We start from the raw sequence: 26,998 nt of genomic DNA on the forward strand, positions 1-26,998 counted from the left end.
CGCCGTACTCGGCTCGCGACGGAAAACGGAGAAGGGACCCGCGCACGCGGGTCCCTTCCCCTCGGTCCCCAGGACCGGACGGCACTACTTGGCGGCGTCCTCCAGGACGGCGTCCCGCCCGCTGCCGGTCTTCCCCTTCATCCTCTCCTTCACGAAGGCGATGACGAGGACGACGGCCGCGACGAGCAGCGACAGCAGGACGGTGTCGCGCCCGTTGTGCTCCGTGTCGGTCAGCATGTAGCCGAGGACGAAGACGATCAGCGCGGCCGTGGCCCAGGTCAGGTACGGGTACAGCCACATCCGCACGACCAGCTTCTCCGGCGCCTCGGCCTGGATGATCTTCCGCATGCGCAGCTGCGAGAAGCAGATGACGAGCCAGACGAACAGGGCGACGGCGCCACTGGAGTTGACCAGGAAGAGGAAGACGGAGTCCGGGAACTTGTAGTTGAAGAAGACGGCGACGAACCCGAACACCACGGAGGCGATGATCGCCGCCACCGGCACACCACGGGACGTCGTCCGGGCGAACGCCTTCGGCGCGTCCCCGCGCTGACCGAGCGAGAAGGCCATGCGGGAGGCCGTGTAGAGCCCGGAGTTGAGGCAGGACAGCACGGACGTCAGCACGATGAAGTTCATGATCTGACCGGCGTGCGCGATGCCGAGGGAGTCGAGGGCGGCGACGTAGGAGCCCTTCTCCTTGATGGAGGGGTCGTTCCACGGCAGCAGGGAGACGACGACGAAGATCGACCCGAGGTAGAAGACGGCGATACGCCAGATGATGCTGTTGGTCGACTTGGTGACGGCCCGCTGCGGGTCCTCCGACTCGCCCGCCGCGAGGGTCGCGATCTCGCTGCCCATGAAGGAGAAGACGACGAGCAGCACACCGGTGAGGATGGCGCCGGGACCGTTCGGCAGGAAACCGCCGTGGTCGACGAGGTTGCCCAGCCCGGCCTTCTCGCTGTCGGCTCCGGGCAGGACGCCGAACACGGCGAGCCCGCCGATCACGATGAAGGCACCGATGGCGACGACCTTGATGCCGGCGAACCAGAACTCGAACTCGCCGTAGGAGCCGACGGAGACCAGGTTGGTGGCGGTCAGCACCACCATCACGATGAGGGCCCAGCCCCACTGGGGAACGGCGGGGATCCAGGACTCGAGGATCGCGGCACCGGCGGTGGCCTCGACGGCGAGCACGACGACCCAGAAGAACCAGTACAGCCAGCCGATGCTGAACCCGGCCCAGGGCCCGAGCGCGCGGTCGGCGTGAGCGGAGAACGACCCGGAGGTCGGGTTGGCCGCGGACATCTCCCCGAGCATCCGCATCACCAGCACCACGAGCGTGCCGACGAGGGCGTAGGAGAGGAGAATGCCGGGCCCGGCGGTGGCGATACCGGAGCTGGAACCGACGAACAGTCCGGCGCCGATGACACCACCGATGGCGATCATCGACAGATGGCGGTTCTTGAGTCCCGCCTGGAGACCATTACCGGGATCGCCGGGGGCTCCGGGGCCGTTTTCGGCCTTCGTCAGGGTCGGCTGCGAAGTCATGGAACGGATTTCCTTTGCGCCGCGTGGGGATGTCTCCCGTACGAGCGGTGTACGGGCCGCACAGGGGGTGTACGAGCCGGACCAGTGAATCGGAGGCGTGCCGATTCGGGAACCTTTGAATCCGGATCGTTACTTGAGGTTTCCCTGAGGTTCTATAGTGTTGCTCACACTTTTCAGGCTCGACACCCCGCGCTGCTACCCGGCAACACGCGTGTCACACTCATCCCATGCGCGTGTATCTCGGCTCCGACCATGCGGGCTTCGAACTCAAGAACCACCTCGTCGAATGGCTGAAGGCGGCGGGTCACGACCCGGTCGACTGCGGCCCCCACATCTACGACGCCCAGGACGACTACCCGCCCTTCTGCCTGCGCGCCGCGGAGCGCACGGCGGCGGACCCCGACTCCCTCGGCATCGTCATCGGCGGCTCCGGCAACGGCGAGCAGATCGCCGCGAACAAGGTCAAGGGCGTTCGTGCCGCCCTCGCGTGGAGCGAGGAGACGGCCTCCCTCGGCCGCCAGCACAACAACGCCAACGTCGTCGCCGTCGGCGCCCGCATGCACACCCAGGACGAGGCGACGAAGTTCGTCGAGACCTTCCTCGGCACGCCGTTCTCCGGTGACGAGCGCCACGTCCGCCGCATCGACATGCTCGCGGCGTACGAGACGACCGGCGACCTCCCGCCCGTCCCGGCGCACCACCCGCAGCAGGACTGATCGCCCCCCAGGGGGCTGGAAGGAACCGGCACCGTGCCAGAGGGGCACACCATCCACCGGCTGGCGTCCGACTACGCCGACCGCTTCTCCGGCACGGCACCCCGCGTGACCAGCCCCCAGGGCAAGTTCTCCGACGCCGCCGACCTCCTGGACGGCGCCGAGCTCACCCGCACCGAGGCCCACGGCAAGCACCTCTTCCTCGGCTTCCGCGACACCGACTGGGTCCACATCCACCTCGGCCTCTTCGGCAAGGTCGGCTTCGGCGACGCCCCCGCCCCGCCGCCCACCGACACGGTCCGGCTGCGCCTCGCGAACGCCACGGCCTACGTCGACCTGCGCGGCCCGACGACCTGCGCGCTCATCACGGACGCCGAGAAGCAGGCGATACACGCCCGCCTCGGCCCCGACCCGCTGCGCCCGGACGCCGACCCGCAGGCGGCCTACCGGCGGATCTCCCGCAGCCGCACGACGATCGCCGCCCTCCTCATGGACCAGAAGGTCATCGCCGGCGTCGGCAACGTCTACCGCGCCGAGGTCCTCTTCCGGCACGGCATCGACCCGTACCGCGCGGGCAAGGACGTCACACCCGCCGAGTGGGACGCCGTGTGGGGCGACCTCGTGGACCTGATGCGCGAGGGCGTGCGCAACAACCGGATCGACACCGTCCGTCCCGAGCACACCCCGGAGGCCATGGGCCGCCCGCCGCGCGTCGACGACCACGGCGGCGAGGTGTACGTCTACCGGCGGGCCACCCTGCCCTGCCACGTCTGCGGCGACGAGATCCGCACCGCCGGCCTCGCCGCCCGCAACCTCTTCTGGTGTCCCGGCTGCCAGAAGTCCTGACGCCGCTTCAGAAACCGTGCGGCAGCCACGGGGCCACCGAGGACCCGAACGCGAGGGACGCCTGCGCCAACGCCCCCGCCCGCAACTCCCGCACCCGCCCGGCCGCCGCCAGCGAGGCAAGGCTCACACCGCCGAGATACGCCGCCCCCAACTCCCGTACCGTCACGGCGAGATCGGCCGCGTCCGCGGTAGGGGCGCAGCTCGCGCCCTTCGTGTCGCCCGACAACCGCCAACGCCCCGCGTTCCACGGGCAGAAGTGGTCCTCCACCTCCACCACCACGTCCACCGGCGCCTGATAGGTCCGTGCCTCCAGCGCGGCACCCACGTCGACCAGCCGCACGAACAACCCGTCCCGCACCCGCAGCCGGCACCGCCGTACGTCGGAGACGAGGTGCTGCCAGGCCTCGTCGAGCGGCCGGCCCCGCACCGTCAGGGAGGTGGTGAGGTCGATGCCGAACAGGAACCGCCACAGCGCCGCCTCCGCCGCGGGCTCCACCGCCGCCAGTTCCTGCACCACCACCTGCCCGTTGTGCCCGGTGTCGGTCCACTCGGGCCTGACCCGGAACCGCGCGTACCCGACCGGCTCCCCGTCGCGCTCGGCGACCACGCACTGCAACGGCGACGCCCCGCCCCGCTCGCTCTCCGGATCGAGCACCGCCAGCCGCTCCCACCCGGGTCGCCGCGCCAGCATCCCGGGGCGCCTCGGCACGGTCCGCGCGTACACCGCCTCGCACCGGTCGAGCACGCCGACCGGATCGGCGTACCGCAGCCGTACGTCGTCGGTCCCCTCCGGGACGGACAGCCGCACCCGGCCGGTGTCGATCTCGGCGCTCAGCCCGAACGTCGCCGCCCCGTACCCGAACCGCCCGTAGATCGCGGCCTCGGAGGCGGTGAGCACCGCCAGCGGCTCCCCCCACGCGCGGACGTCGTCCAACTGCCGCCGCATCATGGACGTCAGCACCCCGCGCCGCCGGTGCGTGGCGGTCACGCCGACCATCGTCACGCCCGCGGCCGGCACCGAGGCCCCGCCGGGCACCGTCAGCCGGAAGTCGAACGCCCCGGCCGTCCCCACCATCTCGTCCGCGTCCCAGGCCCCGAGGGACCGCTCGCACGGGGTGAGCCCCTTCCACAGCGCACGTTCCTCGTCCGACTCGTCGACCCCGCCGAAGGCGAGCAGCAGGGTGTCGTACCACGCGTCCCAGTCCTGCGGCCGCACCACCCGCAGCTCGGTCACCGGGGAACGGCCGCGGCCCGTCGTACCCGTCGCCTCAGTCGTCATGGACCCATGCCTAGCAGCCCATTGCGGGACGAGCCAGGGAATTTCTCCCTCTGCGCGGCGCGAGCGCTTTCCGTGCCGTTCACTGTGAAGTCGGGCCTCGGAGGGGGGACAAGTGGGACCTCCCGTGCCAAGCGGCGGGTTGGATGGATAGGGTCCCGAACTAATGGCAGCAGGACGACAGCGGCGCTCGAAAGCCGAGACGTTGGCGGCCCGGTTCAAGCACCTGGTGCACCGGGTCCGCACCGGTGTGCGCAGAAGCGCCGTCGACTACTTCCGCGGCGACGGTTCGGACTGGATCGCGCTGGCCGGCCTGCTGCTCACCGTCCCGCTGATCGCCGCCACCACACTCGCCAACTCGGTGTGGTGCTCACCGGCCGCGCTCGTCCTGCCGATCGTGGCCGGCGGCCTGCTGCTGCGCCCGGCGAGCCTGCTCGGCCTGTACGCGGCGGCGGCCACCGCCCTGATCGTGGAGTCGGTGCAGCTCGGCCCCTACACCGAGGGTCCCTCGCGGGTGACCCCGGGCGTGGTCCTGGTGGTGGCGGCCTGTGGCTTCTTCGGCCTCCTCATCGCCCAGTTCCGCAGCCGGGTCGGCGTGCCCTGGCGGCGCGGCGGCACCATGCTCTTCGACCTGCGTGAACGCATCCGGGTACAGAGCAAGCTGCCGAAGCTGCCGCAGGGCTGGCACCGCGAGATGGCGCTGCGGCCGGCCGGGGGCCAGTCGTTCTCCGGTGACTTCGTTGTCGCGGCCCGCACCAACGGCGGCCGCACCCTGGAGGTCGTCCTCACGGACGTCTCCGGCAAGGGCATGGACGCCGGCTCCCGTGCCCTCCTGCTGTCCGGCGCCTTCGGCGGCCTGCTGGGCAGCCTTCCCCCGCACGCCTTCCTGCCCGCCGCCAACGGCTACCTCCTCCGTCAGGACTGGGACGAGGGCTTCGCCACCTCCATCCACCTCGTCCTCGACCTCGACTCCGGCGACTACGAGCTGTACTCCGCGGGGCATCCGCCGGGCCTCCAGCTCAGCGCGGGCACCGGCCGCTGGGAGGAGAAGGCCGCGGAGGGCCCGCTGCTCGGCGTCTACGAGGGCGCCCAGTTCGACCCGGTGAAGGGCTCCCTGCGCCCCGGTGACGTGCTGATGCTCTTCACCGACGGCCTGGTGGAGACCTCCGACCGCGACATCGTCGAGGGCATCGACCGCCTCACCGGCGAGGCCGACCGCTATGTCGCCGGCGGTTTCCAGGGCGCCGCCTGGCACCTGATCGAGGCGGTCGCCAAGGACGTCAACGACGACCGGGCCCTGCTGCTGATCTGCCGCGAGGGCCCGACGGCCCAGACGGCCCCGGTCCGCTGACCCACACGCGACACGCGGGAGATCCCATGCTCACCCTGACCGAGGTCGAGGCGCTCGCCCGCGCCGCCCACGAGGGCCGGACCGACAAGGCGGGCCGCCCCTACGCCGAGCACCTCCGCGCGGTCGCGGAGGGCGTACGGTCGCGGGGCGGCGACGCCGACCAGATCGCGGCGGCCTGGCTGCACGACGCCGTCGAGGACGACGCCCTCACCGAGGAATGGCTGCGCGGGGCCGCGCTGAGCGACCGCACGAAGGCCATCGTCCTGGCGGTCACCAAGCGGGCGGGGGAGACGCCACAGGCGTACGCGGCCCGCATCCGGGCCACTCCGGGCGCGCTGCTGGTGAAGGAGGCGGACCTGGCGCACAACGCGGACCCGGCCCGCCTGGCCGTACTGGACGAGCCGACCCGCACCCGGTTGACCGGGAAGTACGCCCGGATGCGCGCACTGCTCGGCCTCGACGAGCACGCCTAGGCGTCGACCTTCTCGCGTTCCGGCGGCGTCTTCTGCGGCTCCCGCTCCCGGGCGAGCTCGGCCGCGTCCCGCTTGAAGGCCCACTCCATCCTCGGTTCCATCACGCACCGGAACACCCGCCGCACGGGCCGGGTGCACAGCAGGGTGACGAACACGGCCACCGCGACGGTGACGGCGAGCTCCCCGAGCGGGCGGTGCAGCGCGGGGTGGTCGAACCAGCCGCGGTAGTCGGCGGCCTTGAGCACCAGGCCGTGCATCAGATAGCCGTAGAGCGTGCCCGCGCCGAGCGCCGTGAACCACATCGTGCGGCCCGGCACCCAGGACAGGAAGCAGGCGGTCAGCAGCAGGGAGCAGCCGAACAGGGCGAGCTGCATGACGGGACCCACCCACCACGGGACGCCCAGCTCCTGCGCGGAGTTGCGGTGGTAGAGCCATCCGCTGTTCATCCGCGGCACCGCCCACCAGCAGAAGGCCAGCGCGAAGGCGAACACCGGCACCGCCGCGATCCGGACCGAGCTCCGGCGCACCAGCCGGAAGTGCTCCGGCTTCAGGTTCAGCCCCAGCACGAAGAACGGCAGGAACTGAAGGACGCGCTGCAGGTCCAGGTCGTCACCGATGTCCGGGGTGACGGACGCCAGCATCGCGATGCCCAGCGCGAGCGGCAGCGGATACCGGACCAGCTTCCAGAAGGGTGTGGTCAGCCGCCAGATGAACAGCGCGCACAGGAACCAGGTCAGGTAGTAGGGGTCGAGCAGGCTGATGTCCTGGGGGACGCCGTCGACGTACGTCTTCAGGAGCGGGTACGCGGTCTCGAAGACGACGTACGGCACGACGATGCCCGTGACCAGCCGCTTCAGCTTGCCGGGGCTCCCGTCGAAACTGCGGGAGAAGAAGCCGGAGATGACGATGAAGGCCGGCATGTGGAAGGCGTACACCAGCACGTACGCCGCCGTGAGGACCCGGCTGTCGCCTTTCAGCGGCTCCCAGGCGTGCCCGACGGCCACCAGCACGATCGCCAGGTACTTGGCGTTGTCGAAGAAGGCGTCACGCTGCTTGGACCGTCTGTCGGGGGACTGGTGGTGCTGATCTTTCTGGCTCTGGGGTGAGCGCGGACTCGGCACGAGAGACGAAGCGGCGTGGAACATCTGAGGCACCCTAGCGTTGTCTGTGGCAATGCGTAAAACGTGCCACGTCATCGCGATGTCATTCCTCAATTGACGGAGCGTGAGGTGCGATCACCATCCTGAATGTCACGATTCATCCCGACTAAAAGGTGCATAACGCCGGTTGTGGTGGTGTTGTTGACGCCTCTGTGCCCGCAATTCGAATTACCTGCGCACCCGTTGTGAATTTCCGGGTGGAAAACGTGACCTCGAATTGTTGTGCGGCAGGCTTCCGGCGGACCTTCGGTGCCGTCCGGGGCGGAAGTTGTCACCGGGGATGTCTCACCGGCCGCATAGGGAGGCCGGGTTGGTGGCACGATGGTCTCTGGCGGGGGTGCGGAGGGTCGCGTCCCCGGGCCGGGAGAGCGGACCGACCAAGGGTGTGATCAGTTGTGGCCATTTCACTGTCAGTGGTGCTGCTGTTGGCGATCGTCCTGGTCGTACTGATCCGGGGAGGGTCGATCAAGGCCGGCCCCGCCATAGTCGCGATCCTGTTCGGTTTCTTCCTCGCCTCGACCGGCATGGCCCCGTCGATCAACCGCTTCCTGAACTCCCTCGCGGAAACGATCAACTCGATCAGCTTCTGAGGCCTCGACCGCCTCATGCGCCTCACCGGTTCCGACCTTCCACCCCGCCCCTGGCGTACGGAGCGGGCGACGGGAATCGAACCCGCGTAGCCGGTGTGGAGCCGCTCGCCGTCCGGTCGGGCCCGCAGAGGGGGCATACACGGCGCTCTCCCCCTCTCTGTGGGCCGTCGGTTGTCCCAGCGTCGGCCACCGGCGCGAGTGATCACGGCCCCGTGAACTTCCGGCGCGTCGGGCAGTCTGCGGCCCTGCCGTGCCTCGCCACGCACACGAAGGTGTACGCCGAGAGCGGTGCCGCCGGCCGCGCGTTCGCCGGAGAGAAGCAGGCCGCCCCGCGCCGTCACCACTTCGACAGGCTGTGGCACAAGGCTGTGCCGACGCCGGAGTGAAAGGGCTGCGGTTCCATGATCTTCGGCACACCGGCAACACGCTCGCGTCACGGACGAACGCCAGTACCGAGGAACTGATGGCCCGCCTCGGCCGCAGCACGGCCCGCGCGGCGTTGATCCATCGGCACGCCGACTACGACCGGGAGCGTGGGATCGCCGGCGCTGTTGACGACTTGATCCTCAAGGCGTTCGAGACAGGTTCCGGCCGGAACGGGCACGCGGGGGCACGGAGGGCTGATCCGGCCCACGGAACAACTCAGACCCAGGAAGCGGGGAAAACACCCTCGCACCTGGGCCTGAGCCGTGCTGGAGCGGGCGACGGGAATCGAACCCGCGTAGCCAGTTTGGAAGACTGGGGCTCTACCATTGAGCTACGCCCGCACGCGACGCGCCGCAGGTCAGGTGACCGCGGCACTGCAGGCATCGTAGCGGGTCGGCCCCCTCGCCCGCACACCCCGTTTCCGGTCGGCGTCGCCGCGCGCCCGGGAGCCCGGCAAATGCGGCGGTCGGGCGGCCTGCGGGCATGTACCCTACGTGTCGCACCAGACGGGGTGTGGCGCAGCTTGGTAGCGCGTCCGCTTTGGGAGCGGAAGGCCGTGGGTTCAAATCCCGCCACCCCGACCACCTGCGCGATCTTGCCGGGCGCCTCGCCGGTGATCGTCTTTTGGGCGGCTGAGCTGCTGCGGTTACTATGCAAGCTGCGCGCCCGTGTGTCCCGGCCCACTCGGCCTGTGAACTCTCCCGGGCGTCGAATCGCCGGACCTGTCTGGCTCCGGCGAAAACCAAGAAGTCAGCCACAAGGAGACCGAACCGTGAAGAGCGCCGTGGAGACCCTGAACCCGACTCGGGTTCGGCTCACTGTCGAGGTGCCCTTCGAGGAGCTCAAGGACAGCCTCGACGCGGCGTACAAGAAGATCAACCAGCAGGTCACGGTGAAGGGCTTCCGCAAGGGCAAGATCCCCGCGCGGGTCATCGACCAGCGCTTCGGCCGTGGTGCCGTGCTGGAGGAGGCCGTCAACGACGCGCTGCCGAAGTTCTACACCGAGGCGGTCAACGAGGCCGAGATCGACGTCCTCGGCCAGCCCGAGGTCGACATCACGGAGCTGAAGGACGGCGAGACGCTGAACTTCACCGCCGAGGTCGACGTCCGCCCCGCCCTGGAGCTCCCCGAGGACTTCTCCTCCATCGAGGTCGAGGTCGACGCCGTCGAGGTGACGGACGAGGACGTCGAGAAGTCGGTCGAGCAGCTCCGTGAGCGCTTCGCCTCGACCTCCCCGGTCGAGCGCGCCGCCGAGGACGGCGACGTCGTCACGGTCGACCTGCAGGCCAAGGTCGACGGCGAGATCCTCGAGGACGGCGTGGCCAACGGTGTCTCCTACACCATCGGCTCCGGCGAGCTCCTCGAGGGCATCGACGACGCCGTGAAGGGCCTGGAGGCCGGTGGCGAGACCACCTTCACCTCCGAGCTCAAGGGCGGCTCCGCGGCCGGCCGGGAGGCCGAGGTCACCGTCAAGGTCACCCAGGTCGCCGCGCGTGAACTCCCGGAGCTGGACGACGAGTTCGCGCAGCTCGCCTCCGAGTTCGACACCCTCGAGGAGCTGAAGGCCGACAGCCGCAAGCGCCTCGCGAACATGAAGCAGTACGACCAGGCCACCCAGGCCCAGGAGCGCGTCCTGGAGAAGCTCCTGGAGCTCGTCGAGGTGCCCGTCCCCGAGAAGCTGCTCGAGGACGAGATCAACACCCGCAAGCACAACCTGGAGCACCACCAGCTCGGCCAGATGGGTCTGACCCTCGACAAGTACCTGGAGATCCAGGGCAAGACCGCCGAGGAGTTCGAGACCGAGACCCGCGAGGCCGCGGTCAAGGGCATCAAGACCCAGTTCGTCCTCGACGAGCTGGTCAAGCGCGAGAAGCTCAACGTCAACCAGGAGGAGCTCACCGAGCACCTCATGCGCCGTGCCGCCTCCTCCGGCATGTCGCCCGACCAGTTCGCCCAGGCGGTCGTCGAGGGCGGTCAGGTTCCGCTCCTCGTCGGCGAGGTCGCCCGCGGCAAGGCGCTGGCCCTGGTCGTCGAGTCCGCCACGGTGAAGGACACCAACGGCGAGGTCATCGACCTGGACGACGAGGAGGAGGAGACCGCGGAGGCCGCCGCCGAGGCGGAGACCACGGACGCCTCCGAGGAGAAGCCCGAGGCCTGAACGGCCTCGCATGGCTCATGACGTAGGCAGGAGGGGCCCCGGTGCGCATCAGCTCCGGGGCCCCTCCCCGTTTGCCGTTCGCAGGGGGAAGCGGCCTGGAGGGGCGCGGGGAACCACGCCACGGGCCACGGTCGGCCCGCACTCCGCCACCGTCCGTATCCGGCCCTCCGCCACAGGCGCTGCGCTACGCCCCCGGCGAACACCCCTCTCTCCGGGATTCTCCGAAGGGACCCGCGCGTTAGGGTCCATGAATACGAGGGCAGGGGAGTCGCCGAACCGCCGGACGGCTCCACGCCCCGGCAGAACACGTGAGACGGCCCGGCGCCGTCGTAAGACGAGCAGGTGGATACGTGACGAATCTGATGCCCTCCGCCGCCGGCGAGCCTTCCATCGGTGGTGGCCTCGGTGACCAGGTCTACAACCGGCTGCTCAACGAGCGGATCATCTTCCTCGGCCAGCCGGTCGACGACGACATCGCGAACAAGATCACCGCACAGCTGCTGCTCCTTGCCGCCGACCCGGACAAGGACATCTACCTGTACATCAACAGCCCCGGCGGTTCGATCACGGCCGGCATGGCGATCTACGACACCATGCAGTTCATCAAGAACGACGTGGTGACCATCGCCATGGGCCTCGCGGCCTCGATGGGACAGTTCCTGCTCAGCGCGGGCACCCCCGGCAAGCGCTTCGCCCTGCCGAACGCCGAGATCCTGATCCACCAGCCCTCCGCGGGTCTGGCCGGCTCGGCCTCGGACATCAAGATCCACGCCGAGCGGCTGCTGCACACCAAGCGGCGCATGGCCGAGCTCACGGCCCAGCACACGGGCCAGACGATCGAGCAGATCACCCGCGACTCGGACCGCGACCGCTGGTTCGACGCCTTCGAGGCCAAGGAGTACGGCCTCATCGACGACGTGATCCCCACGGCCGCCGGCATGCCGGGCGGCGGCGGTACCGGGGCGGCGTAAGGGCCGGCCACGGCAAGGGCCGCGCGGGGCTCACAGGGCCCCCAGGGTCCCACCGGAGTCCCTCGGGTCTCCCCGGGACCGGCGCGGCCCCGCGGGGCCTCCACGGGCCCCTCAGGGCCCCCGCGGACCCCGAGCCGTCAGCGCCCCCACCCAGCCCCTCCAGCCCACCGCCCCAGCCCTCTTTCCAGGAGACACCGTGAACGACTTCCCCGGCAGCGGCCTGCACGACCGCGCCAGCGCCGAGTACACCGGCCCGAGGGCCGAGTCCCGCTACGTCATCCCGCGCTTCGTCGAGCGCACCTCCCAGGGCATCCGCGAGTACGACCCGTACGCGAAGCTCTTCGAGGAGCGGGTGATCTTCCTGGGCGTCCAGATCGACGACGCCTCCGCCAACGACGTCATGGCGCAGCTGCTGTGCCTGGAGTCGATGGACCCCGACCGGGACATCTCGGTCTACATCAACAGCCCCGGCGGCTCCTTCACGGCGCTGACGGCGATCTACGACACGATGCAGTTCGTGAAGCCGGACATCCAGACGGTCTGCATGGGCCAGGCGGCCTCCGCCGCCGCCGTCCTGCTGGCCGCCGGTACGCCCGGCAAGCGCATGGCCCTGCCGAACGCGCGCGTGCTGATCCACCAGCCGTACAGCGAGACCGGCCGCGGCCAGGTCTCCGACCTGGAGATCGCCGCGAACGAGATCCTGCGGATGCGCTCGCAGCTGGAGGAGATGCTGGCCAAGCACTCCACCACGCCGATCGAGAAGATCCGCGAGGACATCGAGCGCGACAAGATCCTCACGGCCGAGGACGCGCTGTCGTACGGCCTGATCGACCAGATCATCTCGACCCGGAAGATGAACAACACCTCGCTGCGCTAGCGGGCGAGGGGGAGTATCGTCTGCCGCCCCTTGGCACGGTGTGGCACGGTCCATGTGGAAGTGCGTGGACGTGAACCGTGCCAAGGGGGGCCCGAACGGGGGGCCCGGCAAGGTACCGTCGACATAAGGCAGCACCAGGAGCCGTTGGACTCTCGCAGTCCAGGCGGTTCCCAGGCGAAGGGGAAGCACACCGTGGCACGCATCGGTGACGGCGGCGATCTGCTCAAGTGCTCGTTCTGCGGCAAGAGCCAGAAGCAGGTCAAGAAGCTCATCGCAGGGCCCGGTGTGTACATCTGCGACGAGTGCATCGACCTCTGCAACGAGATCATCGAGGAAGAACTCGCGGAGACCAGCGAGGTCCGCTGGGAGGAACTCCCGAAGCCGCGGGAGATCTACGAGTTCCTCGAGGGCTACGTGGTCGGCCAGGAGGCCGCCAAGAAGGCCTTGTCGGTCGCGGTGTACAACCACTACAAGCGCGTCCAGGCCGGTGAGAACGGCGGCGCCCAAGGCCGCGACGACGCCATCGAGTTGGCGAAGTCCAACATCCTCCTGCTGGGCCCCACGGGCTCCGGCAAGACGCTCCTCGCGCAGACCCTGGCGCGCATGCTGAACGTCCCGTTCGCGATCGCGGACGCCACGGCGCTCACCGAGGCCGGGTACGTCGGCGAGGACGTCGAGAACATCCTGCTGAAGCTGATCCAGGCCGCCGACTACGACGTCAAGAAGGCCGAGACCGGGATCATCTACATCGACGAGATCGACAAGGTCGCCCGGAAGAGCGAAAACCCGTCGATCACGCGTGACGTGAGCGGCGAGGGCGTGCAGCAGGCCCTGCTGAAGATCCTCGAGGGCACCACGGCCTCGGTGCCGCCGCAGGGTGGCCGCAAGCACCCCCACCAGGAGTTCATCCAGATCGACACGACGAACGTGCTCTTCATCGTGGGCGGTGCCTTCGCGGGCCTGGAGAAGATCATCGAGTCCCGGGCCGGCGCCAAGGGCATCGGCTTCGGCGCGACGATCCGCTCCAAGCGGGAGCTGGAGGCCAAGGACCAGTTCGAGGACGTCATGCCCGAGGACCTGGTCAAGTTCGGCATGATCCCCGAGTTCATCGGCCGTCTGCCGGTCATCACCTCGGTCCACAACCTCGACCGCGAGGCCCTGCTCCAGATCCTCGTCGAGCCGCGCAACGCGCTGGTGAAGCAGTACCAGCGCCTCTTCGAACTCGACGGCGTGGAGCTGGACTTCGAGCGCGAGGCCCTCGAGGCCATCGCCGACCAGGCGATCCTCCGCCAGACCGGCGCGCGCGGCCTGCGCGCCATCATGGAGGAAGTCCTCATGTCCGTGATGTACGAGGTCCCCTCCCGCAAGGACGTGGCCCGCGTCGTCATCACCGCGGACGTCGTCCACTCCAACGTCAACCCGACCCTGATCCCGCGCGAGGCGCGCAACGGACGGGGGCCGGGGGAGCAGAAGACGGCGTAACCGCCGCCCGGCACACGACGAGGGGCCCCGGTCGACCGGCCGGGGCCCCTTCGTGGTCGTCGGCGTCAGGCCTTGACGCGTACTTCCTCGCGGAGCTTCGCGGTGATGTCGATCGCCACGTCCTTGGTGATGCCCTTCGTGGCGTCACCCGGCGAGACCATGGCGATGGTGCTGTAGTCGGCCCAGGCGCAGAACCAGTCGGTCTTCTCCTGCTTGGTCGTCGGGTCCGTGCCCTTGGCCGCCTGGCACTTCATCACCGCGCCGTCGAGGTCGGCCTCCTCGGGCTCGCCGACCAGCTCGGTCTTCGTGCCGCTGCTGCTGTCGGAGGAGTTCTCCTCCGACGACTTCTTGAAGTTGGTGAAGAACGTGTCCAACGCCTTCTCCGGGTCGTCGATCTCGCCGTAGGCACCGGCGTAGGTGACGCCCTTGGCCGTCGCGAGCTCGGTCTCGTCGGGCAGCGTGCTCGGGTCGTCGGGGTCGTAGTCGGAGAGGTCCGCCGTCGAGTACATGCCGATGACGGTCTTCCCGCCCTTGACGCCGCTCTTCTCCAGCTCCGATGCCGACTCGTCGCCCGCGCTCGCGCCGTCGTCGGAAACTCGCTTGTAGTCGCTGAGCACCGTGGCCGGAGTCGCCAGCGTGTGGGCGCCGTCGTCCTCGAGACCCCCCGCGCCGCCACCCCCGCCGATCACGAAGTACGCGCCCACGCCGATCGCCGCCACGACCGCGACCGCGCCGATGATGATGCCCGTCTTCTTCGCGCCGCCGCCCGGGGCCGGCGGCTGCGGGACGCCGTACGGGGCCTGGCCGTACGGGGGCTGCTGGCCGTAGGGGGCCTGGCCGTAGGGCTGGGCGGGCGGCTGCTGGCCGTAGGGCGGGGTCTGGGGCTGGACGCCCTGCGGTGGCTGCTGGGGGTAGCCGTAGCCGGGCTGGGGGGCCTGCGGCGGCTGGCCGTACGGACCCGGCTGGCCGTACGGTCCGGGCTGCTGAGGCTGCCCGCCGTACGGGCCCGGCTGGTTGTAGCTCATCTCTGGGTTCCCCTCCAGATGCTTATGTGGTTTTCACATCCTGGCCCAGACTCCGTGCGGCCACGGCGGCGGGGGCCCCACCGTTACAGAACAAACGCGTTTCGGGACCGCGTCGTGACACCTCTAAACTGAGCCCGTGACCGAGAACGCTCAGCAGCAGCCATCAGCGCCCCACACCGAACTGCCGACCCAGTACGCGCCGGCCGATGTAGAGGGGCCGCTGTACGAGCGCTGGGTAGAGCGCGGTTACTTCGAGGCCGACGCCAAGAGCGACAAGCCGCCGTACACCGTCGTCATCCCGCCGCCGAACGTCACGGGCAGCCTGCACCTCGGGCACGCCTTCGAGCACACGCTCATCGACGCCCTCACCCGCCGCAAGCGCATGCAGGGCTACGAGACGCTGTGGCAGCCCGGCATGGACCACGCCGGCATCGCGACCCAGAACGTCGTCGAGCGCGAGCTCGGCAAGGAGGGCAAGTCGCGGCACGACCTCGGCCGGGAGGCCTTCGTCGAGCGCGTCTGGCAGTGGAAGGCCGAGTCCGGCGGTCAGATCAGCGGTCAGATGCGGCGCCTCGGCGACGGTGTCGCGTGGTCCCGCGAGCGCTTCACCATGGACGAGGGCCTCTCCCAGGCCGTCCAGACCATCTTCAAGCGGCTCTACGACGACGAGCTGATCTACCGGGCCGAACGCATCATCAACTGGTGCCCGCGCTGTCTGACCGCCATCTCGGACATCGAGGTCGAGTACCAGGACGACGACGGCGAGCTCGTCTCCATCACGTACGGCGAGGGCGACGAGACGCTCGTTGTCGCCACGACCCGTGCCGAGACCATGCTCGGTGACACGGCCGTCGCCGTTCACCCCGAGGACGAGCGGTACAAGCACCTGGTCGGCAAGCTCATCAGGCTGCCGCTGACCGACCGCTCCATCCCGGTCGTCGCCGACGAGCACGTCGACCCCGAGTTCGGCACCGGCGCCGTCAAGGTCACCCCGGCCCACGACCCGAACGACTTCGAGATCGGCCAGCGCCACGACCTGCCGTCGCTCACCGTCATGGACGAGCACGCCGTCATCACCGCCCACGGCCCCTTCCAGGGCCTGGACCGCCTCGAGGCCCGCTCGGCCATCGTCGCCGCACTGCGCGCCGAGGGCCGGATCGTCGCCGAGAAGCGGCCGTATCTCCACTCCGTCGGCCACTGCTCGCGCTGCAAGACCACCATCGAGCCGCGTCTGTCCATGCAGTGGTGGGTCAAGGTCGGCCCGCTGGCGAAGGCGGCCGGTGACGCGGTCCGCGAGGGCAAGGTCAAGATCCATCCGCAGGAGATGGAGAAGCGGTACTTCGACTGGGTCGACAACCTCCACGACTGGTGCATCTCGCGGCAGCTGTGGTGGGGCCACCGCATCCCGGTCTGGTACGGCCCCGACGGCGAGGTCGTCTGCGTCGGCCCCGACGAGCAGCCGCCGACGGGTGAGGGCTGGCACCAGGACACGGACGTCCTCGACACCTGGTTCTCCTCGGGCCTGTGGCCGTTCTCCACGCTCGGCTGGCCCGAACAGACCGAGTCGCTCGCGAAGTTCTACCCGAACTCCGTCCTGGTCACCGGCTACGACATCCTCTTCTTCTGGGTCGCCCGGATGATGATGTTCGGCCTGTACGCGATGGACGGCACCCCGCCGTTCCACACCATCGCCCTGCACGGCATGGTCCGCGACCAGTTCGGCAAGAAGATGTCGAAGTCCTTCGGCAACGCGGTCAACCCGCTGGACTGGATGGACAAGTACGGCTCGGACGCCCTCCGGTTCACCCTGGCCCGCGGCGCCAACCCCGGTGTCGACGTCCCGATCGGTGAGGACTGGGTCCAGGGCTCCCGCAACTTCGCCAACAAGATCTGGAACGCCACGCGCTTCGCGCTGATGAACGGCGCGACGGTGGAGGGGCCGCTGCCGGAGCCGTCGGCCATGTCGTCGACGGACCGCTGGATCCTCTCCCGGCTGAACTCGGTGGTCGCCGAAGTCGACGCCCACTACGACGACTTCCAGTTCGCCAAGCTCTCCGACGCGCTGTTCCACTTCGCGTGGGACGAGGTCTTCGACTGGTACGTCGAGCTGTCCAAGACGACGTTCCAGGCGGGTGGCGCGGCGGCCGAGGCCAGCAAGCGCGTCCTCGGCGAGGTCCTCGACGTCACGCTGAAGCTGCTGCACCCGGTCGTCCCCTTCGTCACGGAGACGCTGTGGACCACCCTCACGGGTGGCGAGTCGGTCGTCATCGCCGAGTGGCCGAGGGACAGCGGTTTCCGGGACGCCGACGCCGAGCGGGAGATCGAGACGCTCCAGTCCGTCATCACCGAGGTCCGCCGCTTCCGCGCCGACCAGGGCCTCCAGCCGGGCCAGCGGGTTCCGGCCCGGCTGACGCTGGACGGCACGGCGCTGGCTCCGCACGAGGCCGCCATCCGTCAGCTGCTCCGGCTCCAGCCCGAGGGCGAGGCCTTCTCGGCCACGGCGACCCTGCCGGTCGCCGGTGCCACGGTCGCGCTGGACCTGTCCGGCACGATCGACGTCGCGGCGGAGCGCAAGCGGCTGGCGAAGGACCTGGCCGCCGCCGAGAAGGAGAAGGCCCAGGCCACCGCCAAGCTCGGCAACGAGGCCTTCCTGGCCAAGGCACCGGACCACGTGGTGGAGAAGATCCGCACGCGGCTGGCGAAGGCGGACGAGGACATCGCCCGCATCCGGACCCAGCTGGAGCGACTGCCGCAGGCGTAGGCGTCCGTACGCCGGCGAGGCCCCCGGAGCTGTCACAGTGCCGGGGGCCTTTCCCGTCCCCGAGGGGTGCGGGCAGCCGCGCCCGCCGCGGGCCTTCCCGTCCCCGAGGGCGCGAGGAACCGCGCGGCCGGCCCCGTACCGCCCTCGGCCGGACGACCTCGCCGGGCACCCCGCACCGGCCCTCGAGCCACCGCACGCTTTGTCACCGCGGCTCCGTAGACTGGCCCCGTGAGCGACCTCCCCGGCAACAGTGACACGCCCGACCCCCTCGACTCCTTCGAGGAGATCATCGCGGCCGAGACCGACCGCGACCCCGACCTCGCGGTGATCGAGGCCGGCAGCCGCACCCTGCGCACGCAGGGCGGTCCGCAGCAGGCCGACGTGCCGACGCGGCCCGAGGACCCCGAGGTCGACAAGGCCCTGCGCGAGGTCGAGGCCGAGCTGGCCACGCGGTGGGGCGAGACCAAGCTGGAGCCGTCCGTCAGCCGGATCGCCGCGCTGATGGACGTGCTGGGCGAGCCGCAGCGGTCGTACCCGTCGGTCCACATCACCGGGACCAACGGCAAGACCTCCACCGCACGCATGATCGAGGCCCTCCTGGGCGCCTTCGAGCTGCGCACCGGGCGGTACACCTCCCCGCACGTCCAGTCGGTCACCGAGCGGATCAGTCTCGACGGGGCGCCGATCTCCGCCGAGCGGTTCATCGAGACGTACCAGGACATCAAGCCGTACGTGGAGATGGTCGACGCGCAGCAGGAGTACCGGCTCTCCTTCTTCGAGGTGCTCACCGGCATGGCGTACGCCGCCTTCGCCGACGCGCCCGTCGACGTGGCCGTCGTCGAGGTCGGGATGGGAGGTTCCTGGGACGCGACCAACGTCATCGACGGGGACGTCGCCGTCGTCACGCCGATCGACCTCGACCACACCGACCGGCTCGGCGAGACGCCCGCCGCGATCGCCGCCGAGAAGGGCGGGATCATCAAGCAGGACGCGACGGTCATCCTGGCCCAGCAGCCGGTCGACGCCGCCCAGGTCCTGCTGAAGAAGGCCGTCGAGGTCGACGCGACCGTGGCCCGGGAGGGGCTGGAGTTCGGGGTCGTCGCCCGGCAGGTCGCCGTCGGCGGACAGCTGCTGACCCTGCGCGGGCTGGGCGGCGAGTACGGCGAGGTGTACCTCCCGCTGCACGGCGCCTACCAGGCCCACAACGCCGCCGTCGCGCTCGCCGCCGTCGAGGCGTTCTTCGGCGTCGGCTCCCAGCGGCCCGAACCGCTGGACATCGACACCGTCCGCAAGGCCTTCGCGTCCGTGTCGTCGCCGGGCCGGCTGGAGGTCGTACGGCGGTCCCCGACCGTCGTGCTGGACGCCGCCCACAATCCGGCCGGCGCCCGTGCCACCGCCGAGGCGGTCGGTGAGGCCTTCGACTTCAGCCGGCTGATCGGCGTGGTCGGGGCCAGCGGCGACAAGAACGTGCGGGGGCTGCTGGAGGCCTTCGAGCCGATCTTCGCGGAGATCGTCGTCACCCAGAACTCCAGCCACCGCGCCATGGACGCCGACGAGCTGGCCGCGATCGCCGTCGAGGTGTTCGGCGAGGAGCGCGTCCAGGTCGAGCCGCGGCTGCCCGACGCCCTGGAGGCGGCGATCACGCTCGCCGAGGAGGAGGGCGAGTTCGCGGGGGGTGGCGTGCTGGTCACCGGTTCCGTCATCACGGTCGGGGAGGCCCGACTGCTTCTGGGGAAGGGCTGAGTCCTCCACATGCGTACGCTCTGTTCCTCGACTCTGATCGGCGAGTTCTTCATCATCGGCTTCGCCGGTCTGGTCGCCATGAAGGACCCCGACCTGTCCGTGTCCACGGTGTGGACGGTGTGCGGTGTCGCGATGCTGCTGAGCGTGTTGCTGTGCGGCATGGTCACCCGGCCCGGCGGTGTCGCGCTCGGCTGGATCCTGCAGATCGCGCTGGTCGCGTCCGGCTTCTTCGTTCCGATGATGTTCGTGCTGGGGGTGCTCTTCGGGGCCCTGTGGTGGGCGTCCGTGCACTTCGGCCACAAGATCGACGAGGCGAAGGCACGGCTTGCCGCGCAGGCCGACTCCTCCCCTGCTGACGCTGTGTAACAGCAGTCCGGACACGCCCTGTAATCTCGTCCCACCGCACACCGGCAGCAGAAGGAGCCTCCCGTGAGCCAGCGCACCCTCGTCCTCCTCAAGCCCGACGCCGTCCGTCGTGGCCTGACCGGCGAGATCATCAGCCGTATCGAGCGCAAGGCCGGCTGGCGGATCACTGCGCTGGAGCTGCGCACGCTGGACCAGGACACGCTGGAGCAGCACTACGGCGAGCACAAGGGCAAGCCCTTCTACGAGCCGCTGGTGGAGTTCATGTCCTCCGGCCCGGTCGTGGCCCTGATCGTCGAGGGCGACCGCGTCATCGAGGGTGTACGCCAGTTGGCCGGTCCGACGGACCCGATCGCCGCCGCGCCCGGCTCGATCCGCGGCGACTACGGCGTCATCGTCCGCGAGAACCTCATCCACGCCTCCGACTCCGAGGAGTCCGCCGAGCGTGAGGTGAAGCTCTTCTTCCCGGGGCGTTCCTGACGACACGACGGCGGCCGGCCGCGGATCTTTCGCGGATTTTTCTGAGGGGCCGTCACCTCGCCCCTTCGTCCGACCAGGGACGGCCGTACCTTTTCGGTCGTCCCTTGGCATATGCGGTGCCGATCGGGGGAACGCGTGCCCCCGATGGACCGTCTCCACAAGCGAGGCGCTGCGGCATCTGCTGACAATGGCGAAGACCCTCGCGCAGTGTTCGTGCAGGCGCGTTTACGATGGAAGCCTTCACGTCACAGCACCCACCTCGCCGACCTGAAAAGCCCTCAAAAGCTTCACGGGAAGGCCAGTCGAATCCTGATGGGGAACTCAATGTCGTTCATCGGCCGTGACATGGCTGTCGACCTCGGGACCGCCAACACGCTGGTGTACGTCAGGGGTCGCGGGATCGTACTCAACGAGCCGTCCGTCGTCGCGATCAACACCAACACCGGCGGCATCCTCGCGGTCGGTGCCGAAGCGAAGAAGATGATCGGGCGTACCCCTGGCAACATTGTCGCCGTGCGTCCGCTGAAGGACGGCGTCATCGCCGACTTCGAGATCACCGAGCGGATGCTCCGCTACTTCATCCTCAAGATCCACAAGCGGCGGTATCTCGCCAGGCCGCGTGTCGTGGTCTGCGTGCCCTCCGGCATCACCGGCGTCGAGCGCCGCGCCGTCATCGAGGCGTCGACCCAGGCCGGCGCCCGGCAGGTGCACATCATCGAGGAGCCCATGGCGGCGGCCATCGGCTCCGGCCTGCCGGTCCACGAGGCCACGGGCAACATGGTGGTGGACATCGGCGGCGGCACCACGGAGGTCGCGGTCATCTCGCTCGGCGGCATCGTCACCGCCCAGTCCATCCGCGTCGCGGGCGACGAACTGGACAACGCGATCATCCAGCACATCAAGAAGGAGTACTCCCTCCTGCTGGGTGAGCGGACGGCCGAGCAGATCAAGATCACCATCGGCTCGGCGTACGACCTCGACTCCGACGAGCACACCGAGATCCGCGGCCGGGACCTGGTCTCCGGACTGCCCAAGACGGTCGTCATCTCCGCCACCGAGGTGCGCAAGGCGATCGAGGAGCCCGTCAACGCCATCGTCGACGCCGTGAAGACCACCCTCGACAAGTGCCCGCCCGAGCTGTCCGGCGACATCATGGACCGCGGAATCGTTCTGACCGGCGGCGGCGCTCTGCTGCGCGGTCTGGACGAGCGGCTGCGGCGCGAGACGGGCATGCCCATCCACATCGCCGAGGACCCGCTGGACAGCGTGGCGCTCGGATCCGGCAAGTGCGTCGAGGAGTTCGAGGCGCTCCAGCAGGTCCTGGACGCCGCGCCACGCAGATGACGTAACGCTTCGATTCCGCCGTACGAGATGATCTCCTCTCGTGCGGCGGATCGTTGATATAGAGGCATAAGATCCATAAAGTCTCGAAGCGCCCCATACCGCGCCCCTCGGTTTTCCCAGGGGCTACCCGAATTCCCGAAATTCCTATGAGGAAGGGCACGGCCGCCGCACGTGAGGGACACACGAGAGAGCCGGCTGCTCCTGGTGCTGCTGATCGCCGTCGCGTTCGCGCTGATCACGGTGGACATCCGCGGCGGGGAGGACTCACCGGTCGACGGTGCCCGGCAGGCCGCGGCCGCGGTCTTCGGTCCGATCGAGGACGGGGTGTCCTCGGCGGTCGACCCGGTCGGCAACGCCGTCTCCGCGATCCGCGACTCCGGTGAGCGCCACGACCGGCTCGCGGAGCTGGAGGAGGAGAACGCGGCCCTCAAGGCGAAGCTCGGCAGCGACGACCGCAACCGCAGCCGCCTGGCCCAGCTCGACAAGATGCTGAGGACCGCCGGCGCCGGCCAGTACGGCATCAAGGGCGCCCAGGTCATCGCGATCGGCGCCGCCCAGGGCTTCTCCTGGACCGTCACCATCGACGTCGGCGCCGGCGACGGCATCGAGCGCGACATGACCGTCCTGAACGGGGACGGGCTCGTCGGGCGCGTGACGACCGTCGGTCCCGACACCGCCACCGTGCTGCTCGCCAGCGACCCCGACTTCACCGTCGGCACCCGCATGGAGGCCGGCGACGAGCTCGGCTTCGCCTCCGGGCAGGGCGACCGCCCGCTGCGCGTCGAACTCCTCAACGGCAAGGCGGAGGTGAAGAAGGGCGACCGGCTCGTCACCTTCGGCTCCCAGGCCGACAAGCCCTTCGTGCCCGGCGTCCCGGTCGGCGTGGTCTCCCGCGTCGACCCCTCCGGCGGCGACCTGACCCGCACCCTCTACGTCACGCCGTACGTCAGCTTCACCAAGCTCGACATCGTCGGTGTCGTCGTCGAGGCCCCGAAGAAGGACCCGCGCGACACCGTGCTCCCCGCGAAGCCCAAGCCGGTCCCCACGCCGACGGTGACCGTCACGGTCACCCCGAACGCGAACGAACCCGCCGACGGCCAAGAGCAGTAGGAGCTGACACTTCCCATGCGCGTCAACCGGATCCTGCTCTCCGTCCCGCTGGTCGTCGTCGCCCTGGTGATCCAGGTGAGCGTCCTCGCCCGCCTCCACCTCCCGGGCGCCGTCCCCGACCTGCTCCTGCTCACCGTCCTGGGCCTCGCGATGGTCTACGGCCATGTCGGCGGCGCCCTCATCGGCTTCGGCGCCGGCCTGCTCGCCGACCTCGCCCCGCCCGCCGACCACGCCGCCGGCCGCTATGCCCTCGTGCTGTGCGTGATCGGCTACCTCGCCGGGCTCGTCAAGCCGGAGACCGGCCAGATCAAGTCGGCCACCGGCCCGATGGCCGTGGTCGTCGCCGCCGCGATCGGCTCCACCCTGCTGTACGCGGGCGTCGGCGCCCTCGTCGGCGACACCGCCGCCCGCCATGTGGGCCTGCCCGGCCTGCTGTTCACGGCGGCCCTGTACGACCTGCTGCTCGCCCCCTTCGTCGTACCCGCGGTGATGTTCCTGGCCCGGCGCGCGGAGAACGACCCGCTCGCCGAGACCGGCTCCGCCAAGGCGGCCGACATCTCCTCCGGCTGGCTCGCCTCCGGCACCGGTCTGAGGATCGGAGGCCAGCGGGGCGGCCTGAAGCTGAAGATGGCCCGCTCGCGGGTCGCCCGGGCCGGCCGTATCAAGGGGGTCAAGCGGCTGTGACCGCGGGCGCCCGCGCGCGGAGCGCGCCAGTGGACGGAGCACCCGAACGGGTGAGGTCTCGCCGGAACGGGGCCGCACAGTCCCGTCGTTCATCATTCGCACGCACACACGTCCGCGCACACACGTCCGCGTACTGAGAGGGGGAGGCAGCCGCAGTGACCAACATTCCCGAGACCGGGCGGACCCCACGGGTCCAGATCCGGCTCGTCGTGATCCAGATCCTCGTCCTCTCCCTCCTCGGCACCCTCGGCGGCCGGCTGTGGTACCTCCAGATCCGGGAGGGCGACCAGTACGCCAAGGAGGCCTCCGGCAACCACGTCCAGCAGGTCGTCGAGCCCGCCGTGCGCGGCTCCATCCTGGACGCGCGCGGGGTGCCGCTCGCCGACAACGAGACCCGGCTCGTCGTCTCCGCCTCCCGCACCGACCTGCTGAAGCAGAAGGACGACGGCAAGGCCGTCCTCACCAAGCTCGCGGCCGTCCTCGGCATGACCCCCGAGGAGGTCATGCAGAAGGTCCGGCTGTGCGACGCCGAAACCCCCCAGCCCTGCTGGAACGGCTCCCCCTACCAGCCCATCCCCATCACCGACGAGGCGACGCCCAAGCAGGCCCTGCAGATCCGTGAGCGTGCCGAGGACTTCCCCGGCATCACCGCGGAGCCCGAGGCCGTCCGCCGCTACCCGAGCCCCGGCGAGGCCAACACCGCCCAGGTCCTCGGTTACCTCTCCCCGGTCACCGACGAGGAGATCACCAAGGCCCAGGACACCGACTCGCCCTTCCTCCGCTCCGACCAGGTCGGTCGCAGCGGCCTGGAGCGCCAGTACGACAAGGAACTGCGCGGCAAGGCCGGCGTCACCCGCTACGAGGTCGACAACCTGGGCCGGGTCATCGGCCAGGCGGAGGCCACCCCGGCCGAGCCCGGCTCCAACCTCGTCACCAGCATCGACGCCCGCGTCCAGCGGGTCGCCGAGTACGAGCTGAACGAGGCGATGAAAGAGGCCCGCAGGCAGCACGACCGCAACACCGGGACCAACTACAAGGCCGACGCCGGCGCGGTGGTCGTGATGGAGGCCAGGACCGGCCGCATCGTCGCCATGGCGTCCAACCCGACGTACGACCCGAACGCGTGGGTCGGCGGCATCTCCGCCAAGGACTACAACAAGCTGACCGGGAAGTCCTCCAACTACCCGCTCCTCAACCGGGCCATACAGGGTCAGGCGGCGCCCGGCTCGATCTTCAAGGTGGTCTCCACGGCCGCCGCCGTCCAGGCCGGCTACGACTTCGACGGCCGCTACGAGTGCTCCAGCTCGTACTCGGTCGGCGGCCAGGTCTTCAAGAACTTCGAGTCGCAGAACCACGGCGCGATCGACCTCGGCCGCGCCCTGGAGGTCTCCTGCGACACCGTCTACTACCGGCTCGCGCACGCGCAGTGGCAGAAGGACGGCGGCATCAACCCCAAGAAGGGTCAGCCCAAGGACTACTTCTACAAGGCCGCTCACCAGTTCGGTCTCGGCAAGGAGACCGGCATCGACCTGCCCAACGAGGTCTCCGGCCGCGTCCCCGACCGGGAGTGGAAGCAGGCGTACTGGGAGGCCAACAAGGACGCCTGGTGCAAGACCGGCAAGAAGGACGGCAGTTACGTCGAGAAGATCGCGTACGAGAACTGCCTCGAGGGCAACAAGATGCGCGCCGGTGACGAGATCAACTACTCCATCGGCCAGGGCGACACCCTGGTGACGCCGATTCAGATGGCCACCATCTACGCGGCCATCTCCAACGGCGGCACCCTGTACGACCCGACGGTCGGCAAGGCGATCGTCAGCGCCGACGGCAAGCAGGTCACGGAGATCGAGCCGCAGTCCCACGGCAAGCTGCCGGTGAGCAAGCAGACGCTGGCCCAGATGGACGACGCCCTGGAGGGCGTGGCCACCCGCGGTACCGCCGCCTGGCGCTTCGGCGGCTGGCCGCAGGACGAGATCCCGATGCACGCCAAGACCGGTACCGCGGAGGTCTACGGCAAGCAGACCACGTCCTGGTTCGCCACGTACACCAAGGACTACGCGATCGTCATGACGATCTCCCAGGGTGGTACGGGCTCCGGCGCCTCGGGCCCGGCCGTGCGCAACATCTACGACGCGCTGTACGGCGTCGCCGACGACGGCACGATCAACGAGAAGAACGCCCTGCTGCCCACCCCGCAGAAGAGCCTGCCGAAGGTCAAGGCGGACGGCACCATCGCGTCCCCGAAGATCTCCAAGGACCCGGCCAAGGAGCAGCGGGCCGGCCAGAAGGCCACCGAGGAGGGTGCGCCCACGTCCGACGGCACGCAGCCCGCGGCGACCGTGGCCTCGCCCGAGGCGGAGAACCGTGACACCCGACGTCGGGGACGGCGTGGGCGAGGAAGGCGGAGGAAGTGCACATGACCGGCGCGAACAGCTTCTCCGTCTCCGGGTACGGACCCGAACGGGCCGGCTGGACGCGGCTCCTCGCCCGCGACTCGATGGCCCGGCGCCTGGACTGGCCGATACTGCTGTCGGCCACGGCCCTGTCGCTGATCGGCTCGCTGCTGGTGTACTCGGCGACCCGCAACCGCACCGAGATCAACCAGGGCGACCCGTACTACTTCCTGGTCCGGCACCTCATGAACACCGGCATCGGGCTCTGCCTGATGATCGGCACGGTCTGGCTCGGCCACCGCACCCTGCGCAACGCGGTGCCGTTCCTCTACGGGCTGTCGGTCCTGCTGATCCTGCTGGTGCTCACCCCGCTCGGCTCCACCGTGAACGGCGCGCACTCCTGGATCGTGCTCGGCGGCGGCTTCTCGCTCCAGCCCTCGGAGTTCGTGAAGGTCACGATCATCCTGGGCATGGCGATGCTGCTGGCGGCCCGGGTCGACGCGGGCGACAAGCCCTACCCCGACCACCGCACGGTGCTGCAGGCCCTGGGTCTGGCCGCGGTGCCGATGCTGATCGTGATGCTCATGCCCGACCTCGGGTCGGTCATGGTCATGGTGATCATCGTGCTGGGTGTGCTGCTGGCCTCCGGCGCCTCCAACCGCTGGATCTTCGGCCTGCTCGGCGCGGGCGCGGCCGGCGCGGTCGCCGTCTGGCAGCTGCACATCCTGGACGACTACCAGATCGCCCGCTTCGCGGCCTTCGCCAACCCCAGCCTCGACCCGGCGGGCGTCGGCTACAACACCAACCAGGCCCGCATCGCGATCGGTTCCGGCGGACTGACCGGCGCCGGACTGTTCCAGGGCTCGCAGACCACCGGCCAGTTCGTCCCCGAGCAGCAGACGGACTTCGTCTTCACGGTCGCCGGTGAGGAACTCGGCTTCGTCGGCGGCGGCCTGATCATCGTCCTGCTGGGTGTCGTGCTGTGGCGCGCCTGCCGCATCGCCCGTGAGACGACCGAGCTGTACGGCACGATCGTCGCCGCCGGGATCGTCGCCTGGTTCGCCTTCCAGTCCTTCGAGAACATCGGCATGACCCTGGGCATCATGCCGGTCACCGGCCTGCCCCTGCCGTTCGTGTCGTACGGCGGTTCGTCGATGTTCGCGGTGTGGGTGGCGGTGGGGCTGTTGCAGTCGATCCGGGTGCAGCGTCCGATGTCGGCATGAG

23 protein-coding genes and 2 tRNA genes are annotated in these 26,998 nt (G+C 69.7%); 20 read left to right on the forward strand and 5 right to left on the reverse strand.

The genetic code is table 11. From position 1 onward, the window contains the following. Nucleotides 1–84 precede the first annotated feature (84 nt). Complete coding sequence (locus tag ACIBBD_RS32725; protein ID WP_399423194.1) at nt 85–1,548, reverse strand: amino acid permease; 1,464 nt, start codon at nt 1,546–1,548, stop codon at nt 85–87. Between the two features lie 227 nt (nt 1,549–1,775). Here ACIBBD_RS32725 and ACIBBD_RS32730 point away from each other — a divergent pair, with 227 nt between their 5' ends. Together ACIBBD_RS32730 and ACIBBD_RS32735 are read left to right on the forward strand one after the other, a co-directional pair. Then, nucleotides 1,776–2,264, forward strand: a complete 489-nt coding sequence (locus ACIBBD_RS32730) for a ribose-5-phosphate isomerase (RefSeq protein WP_399423195.1) — start codon at nt 1,776–1,778, stop codon at nt 2,262–2,264. Between the two features lie 33 nt (nt 2,265–2,297). Next, on the forward strand, nt 2,298–3,107 hold the full coding sequence (locus ACIBBD_RS32735) for an Fpg/Nei family DNA glycosylase (RefSeq protein WP_399423196.1): 810 nt from the start codon (nt 2,298–2,300) through the stop codon (nt 3,105–3,107). Nucleotides 3,108–3,114: 7 nt separating this feature from the next. On the opposite strand, the gene ACIBBD_RS32740 is transcribed toward ACIBBD_RS32735, so the two are convergent. Further along, nucleotides 3,115–4,386, reverse strand: coding sequence for a GNAT family N-acetyltransferase (locus ACIBBD_RS32740; protein ID WP_399423197.1), 1,272 nt, complete (start codon nt 4,384–4,386; stop codon nt 3,115–3,117). Nucleotides 4,387–4,549: 163 nt separating this feature from the next. Between ACIBBD_RS32740 and ACIBBD_RS32745 the strand changes: the two genes are divergently transcribed. Both ACIBBD_RS32745 and ACIBBD_RS32750 read left to right on the forward strand, forming a co-directional pair. After that, on the forward strand, nt 4,550–5,734 hold the full coding sequence (locus tag ACIBBD_RS32745) for a PP2C family protein-serine/threonine phosphatase (protein WP_399423198.1): 1,185 nt from the start codon (nt 4,550–4,552) through the stop codon (nt 5,732–5,734). 26 nt (nt 5,735–5,760) lie between these two features. Next, entirely contained in the window at nt 5,761–6,207 is a 447-nt protein-coding gene (locus tag ACIBBD_RS32750) for an HD domain-containing protein (protein WP_399423199.1), read from the forward strand. On the opposite strand, the gene ACIBBD_RS32755 is transcribed toward ACIBBD_RS32750, so the two are convergent. Further along, nucleotides 6,204–7,352, reverse strand: coding sequence for an acyltransferase family protein (locus ACIBBD_RS32755; protein ID WP_399423200.1), 1,149 nt, complete (start codon nt 7,350–7,352; stop codon nt 6,204–6,206). The genes ACIBBD_RS32750 and ACIBBD_RS32755 overlap by 4 nt on opposite strands. Nucleotides 7,353–7,762: 410 nt before the next feature. Between ACIBBD_RS32755 and ACIBBD_RS32760 the strand changes: the two genes are divergently transcribed. After that, nucleotides 7,763–7,957, forward strand: a complete 195-nt coding sequence (locus ACIBBD_RS32760; RefSeq protein WP_073491582.1) for a hypothetical protein — start codon at nt 7,763–7,765, stop codon at nt 7,955–7,957. A gap of 212 nt (nt 7,958–8,169) precedes the next feature. Continuing rightward, nucleotides 8,170–8,343, forward strand: a complete 174-nt coding sequence (locus tag ACIBBD_RS32765) for a hypothetical protein (protein ID WP_399423201.1) — start codon at nt 8,170–8,172, stop codon at nt 8,341–8,343. A gap of 307 nt (nt 8,344–8,650) precedes the next feature. Here the strand turns inward: ACIBBD_RS32765 and ACIBBD_RS32770 are convergent. Beyond that, a tRNA-Gly gene (locus ACIBBD_RS32770) sits at nt 8,651–8,724 on the reverse strand. Nucleotides 8,725–8,890: 166 nt separating this feature from the next. On the opposite strand from ACIBBD_RS32770, the gene ACIBBD_RS32775 reads away from it, so the two are divergent. The 5 genes from ACIBBD_RS32775 to clpX all read left to right on the forward strand — a co-directional run bounded on the left by ACIBBD_RS32775 (nt 8,891) and on the right by clpX (nt 13,871). Next, a tRNA-Pro gene (locus tag ACIBBD_RS32775) sits at nt 8,891–8,967 on the forward strand. A gap of 188 nt (nt 8,968–9,155) precedes the next feature. After that, on the forward strand, nt 9,156–10,541 hold the full coding sequence (gene tig, locus ACIBBD_RS32780) for a trigger factor (protein WP_399423202.1): 1,386 nt from the start codon (nt 9,156–9,158) through the stop codon (nt 10,539–10,541). A gap of 362 nt (nt 10,542–10,903) precedes the next feature. After that, entirely contained in the window at nt 10,904–11,512 is a 609-nt protein-coding gene (locus ACIBBD_RS32785) for an ATP-dependent Clp protease proteolytic subunit (protein WP_385065311.1), read from the forward strand. Nucleotides 11,513–11,708: 196 nt separating this feature from the next. Next, nucleotides 11,709–12,389, forward strand: coding sequence for an ATP-dependent Clp protease proteolytic subunit (locus ACIBBD_RS32790; RefSeq protein WP_399423203.1), 681 nt, complete (start codon nt 11,709–11,711; stop codon nt 12,387–12,389). A 192-nt stretch (nt 12,390–12,581) separates the two neighbouring features. After that, nucleotides 12,582–13,871 carry an ATP-dependent Clp protease ATP-binding subunit ClpX gene (clpX, locus tag ACIBBD_RS32795; RefSeq protein WP_399423204.1) on the forward strand — a complete coding sequence of 430 codons (1,290 nt, stop codon included), beginning with the start codon at nt 12,582–12,584 and terminating at the stop codon, nt 13,869–13,871. A 65-nt stretch (nt 13,872–13,936) separates the two neighbouring features. On the opposite strand, the gene ACIBBD_RS32800 is transcribed toward clpX, so the two are convergent. After that, nucleotides 13,937–14,896, reverse strand: coding sequence for a hypothetical protein (locus ACIBBD_RS32800; RefSeq protein WP_399423205.1), 960 nt, complete (start codon nt 14,894–14,896; stop codon nt 13,937–13,939). Between the two features lie 136 nt (nt 14,897–15,032). On the opposite strand from ACIBBD_RS32800, the gene ACIBBD_RS32805 reads away from it, so the two are divergent. From ACIBBD_RS32805 to rodA, 9 genes are all read left to right on the forward strand, one after another. Continuing rightward, entirely contained in the window at nt 15,033–17,657 is a 2,625-nt protein-coding gene (locus ACIBBD_RS32805; protein WP_399423206.1) for a valine--tRNA ligase, read from the forward strand. A 228-nt stretch (nt 17,658–17,885) separates the two neighbouring features. Then, nucleotides 17,886–19,400, forward strand: coding sequence for a bifunctional folylpolyglutamate synthase/dihydrofolate synthase (locus ACIBBD_RS32810; protein ID WP_399423207.1), 1,515 nt, complete (start codon nt 17,886–17,888; stop codon nt 19,398–19,400). A 9-nt stretch (nt 19,401–19,409) separates the two neighbouring features. Continuing rightward, on the forward strand, nt 19,410–19,766 hold the full coding sequence (locus ACIBBD_RS32815) for a DUF4233 domain-containing protein (protein WP_399423208.1): 357 nt from the start codon (nt 19,410–19,412) through the stop codon (nt 19,764–19,766). A gap of 63 nt (nt 19,767–19,829) precedes the next feature. After that, the gene (gene ndk, locus ACIBBD_RS32820; RefSeq protein WP_399423209.1) at nt 19,830–20,243 is read left to right on the forward strand and encodes a nucleoside-diphosphate kinase; all 414 of its coding nucleotides are present in this window, start codon (nt 19,830–19,832) and stop codon (nt 20,241–20,243) included. A gap of 324 nt (nt 20,244–20,567) precedes the next feature. Further along, entirely contained in the window at nt 20,568–21,587 is a 1,020-nt protein-coding gene (locus ACIBBD_RS32825; protein ID WP_399423210.1) for a rod shape-determining protein, read from the forward strand. 171 nt (nt 21,588–21,758) lie between these two features. Next, on the forward strand, nt 21,759–22,697 hold the full coding sequence (gene mreC, locus ACIBBD_RS32830; protein ID WP_399423211.1) for a rod shape-determining protein MreC: 939 nt from the start codon (nt 21,759–21,761) through the stop codon (nt 22,695–22,697). A gap of 15 nt (nt 22,698–22,712) precedes the next feature. Next, nucleotides 22,713–23,381 (forward strand): rod shape-determining protein MreD, encoded by a 669-nt coding sequence (mreD, locus tag ACIBBD_RS32835; RefSeq protein ID WP_399423212.1) that lies wholly within the window; start codon nt 22,713–22,715, stop codon nt 23,379–23,381. 155 nt (nt 23,382–23,536) lie between these two features. Then, a complete protein-coding gene (gene mrdA, locus ACIBBD_RS32840; protein ID WP_399423213.1) occupies nt 23,537–25,801 on the forward strand; it encodes a penicillin-binding protein 2 in 2,265 nt (754 codons plus the stop codon). Beyond that, on the forward strand, nt 25,798–26,997 hold the full coding sequence (gene rodA / locus ACIBBD_RS32845) for a rod shape-determining protein RodA (RefSeq protein ID WP_399423214.1): 1,200 nt from the start codon (nt 25,798–25,800) through the stop codon (nt 26,995–26,997). Before mrdA ends, rodA begins: the two co-directional genes overlap by 4 nt. Nucleotide 26,998 lies beyond the last annotated feature (1 nt).

The sequence above is a fragment of the Streptomyces sp. NPDC051315 genome, assembly GCF_044455165.1.
In the GTDB taxonomy this organism is placed as follows: Bacteria; Actinomycetota; Actinomycetes; order Streptomycetales; family Streptomycetaceae; genus Streptomyces.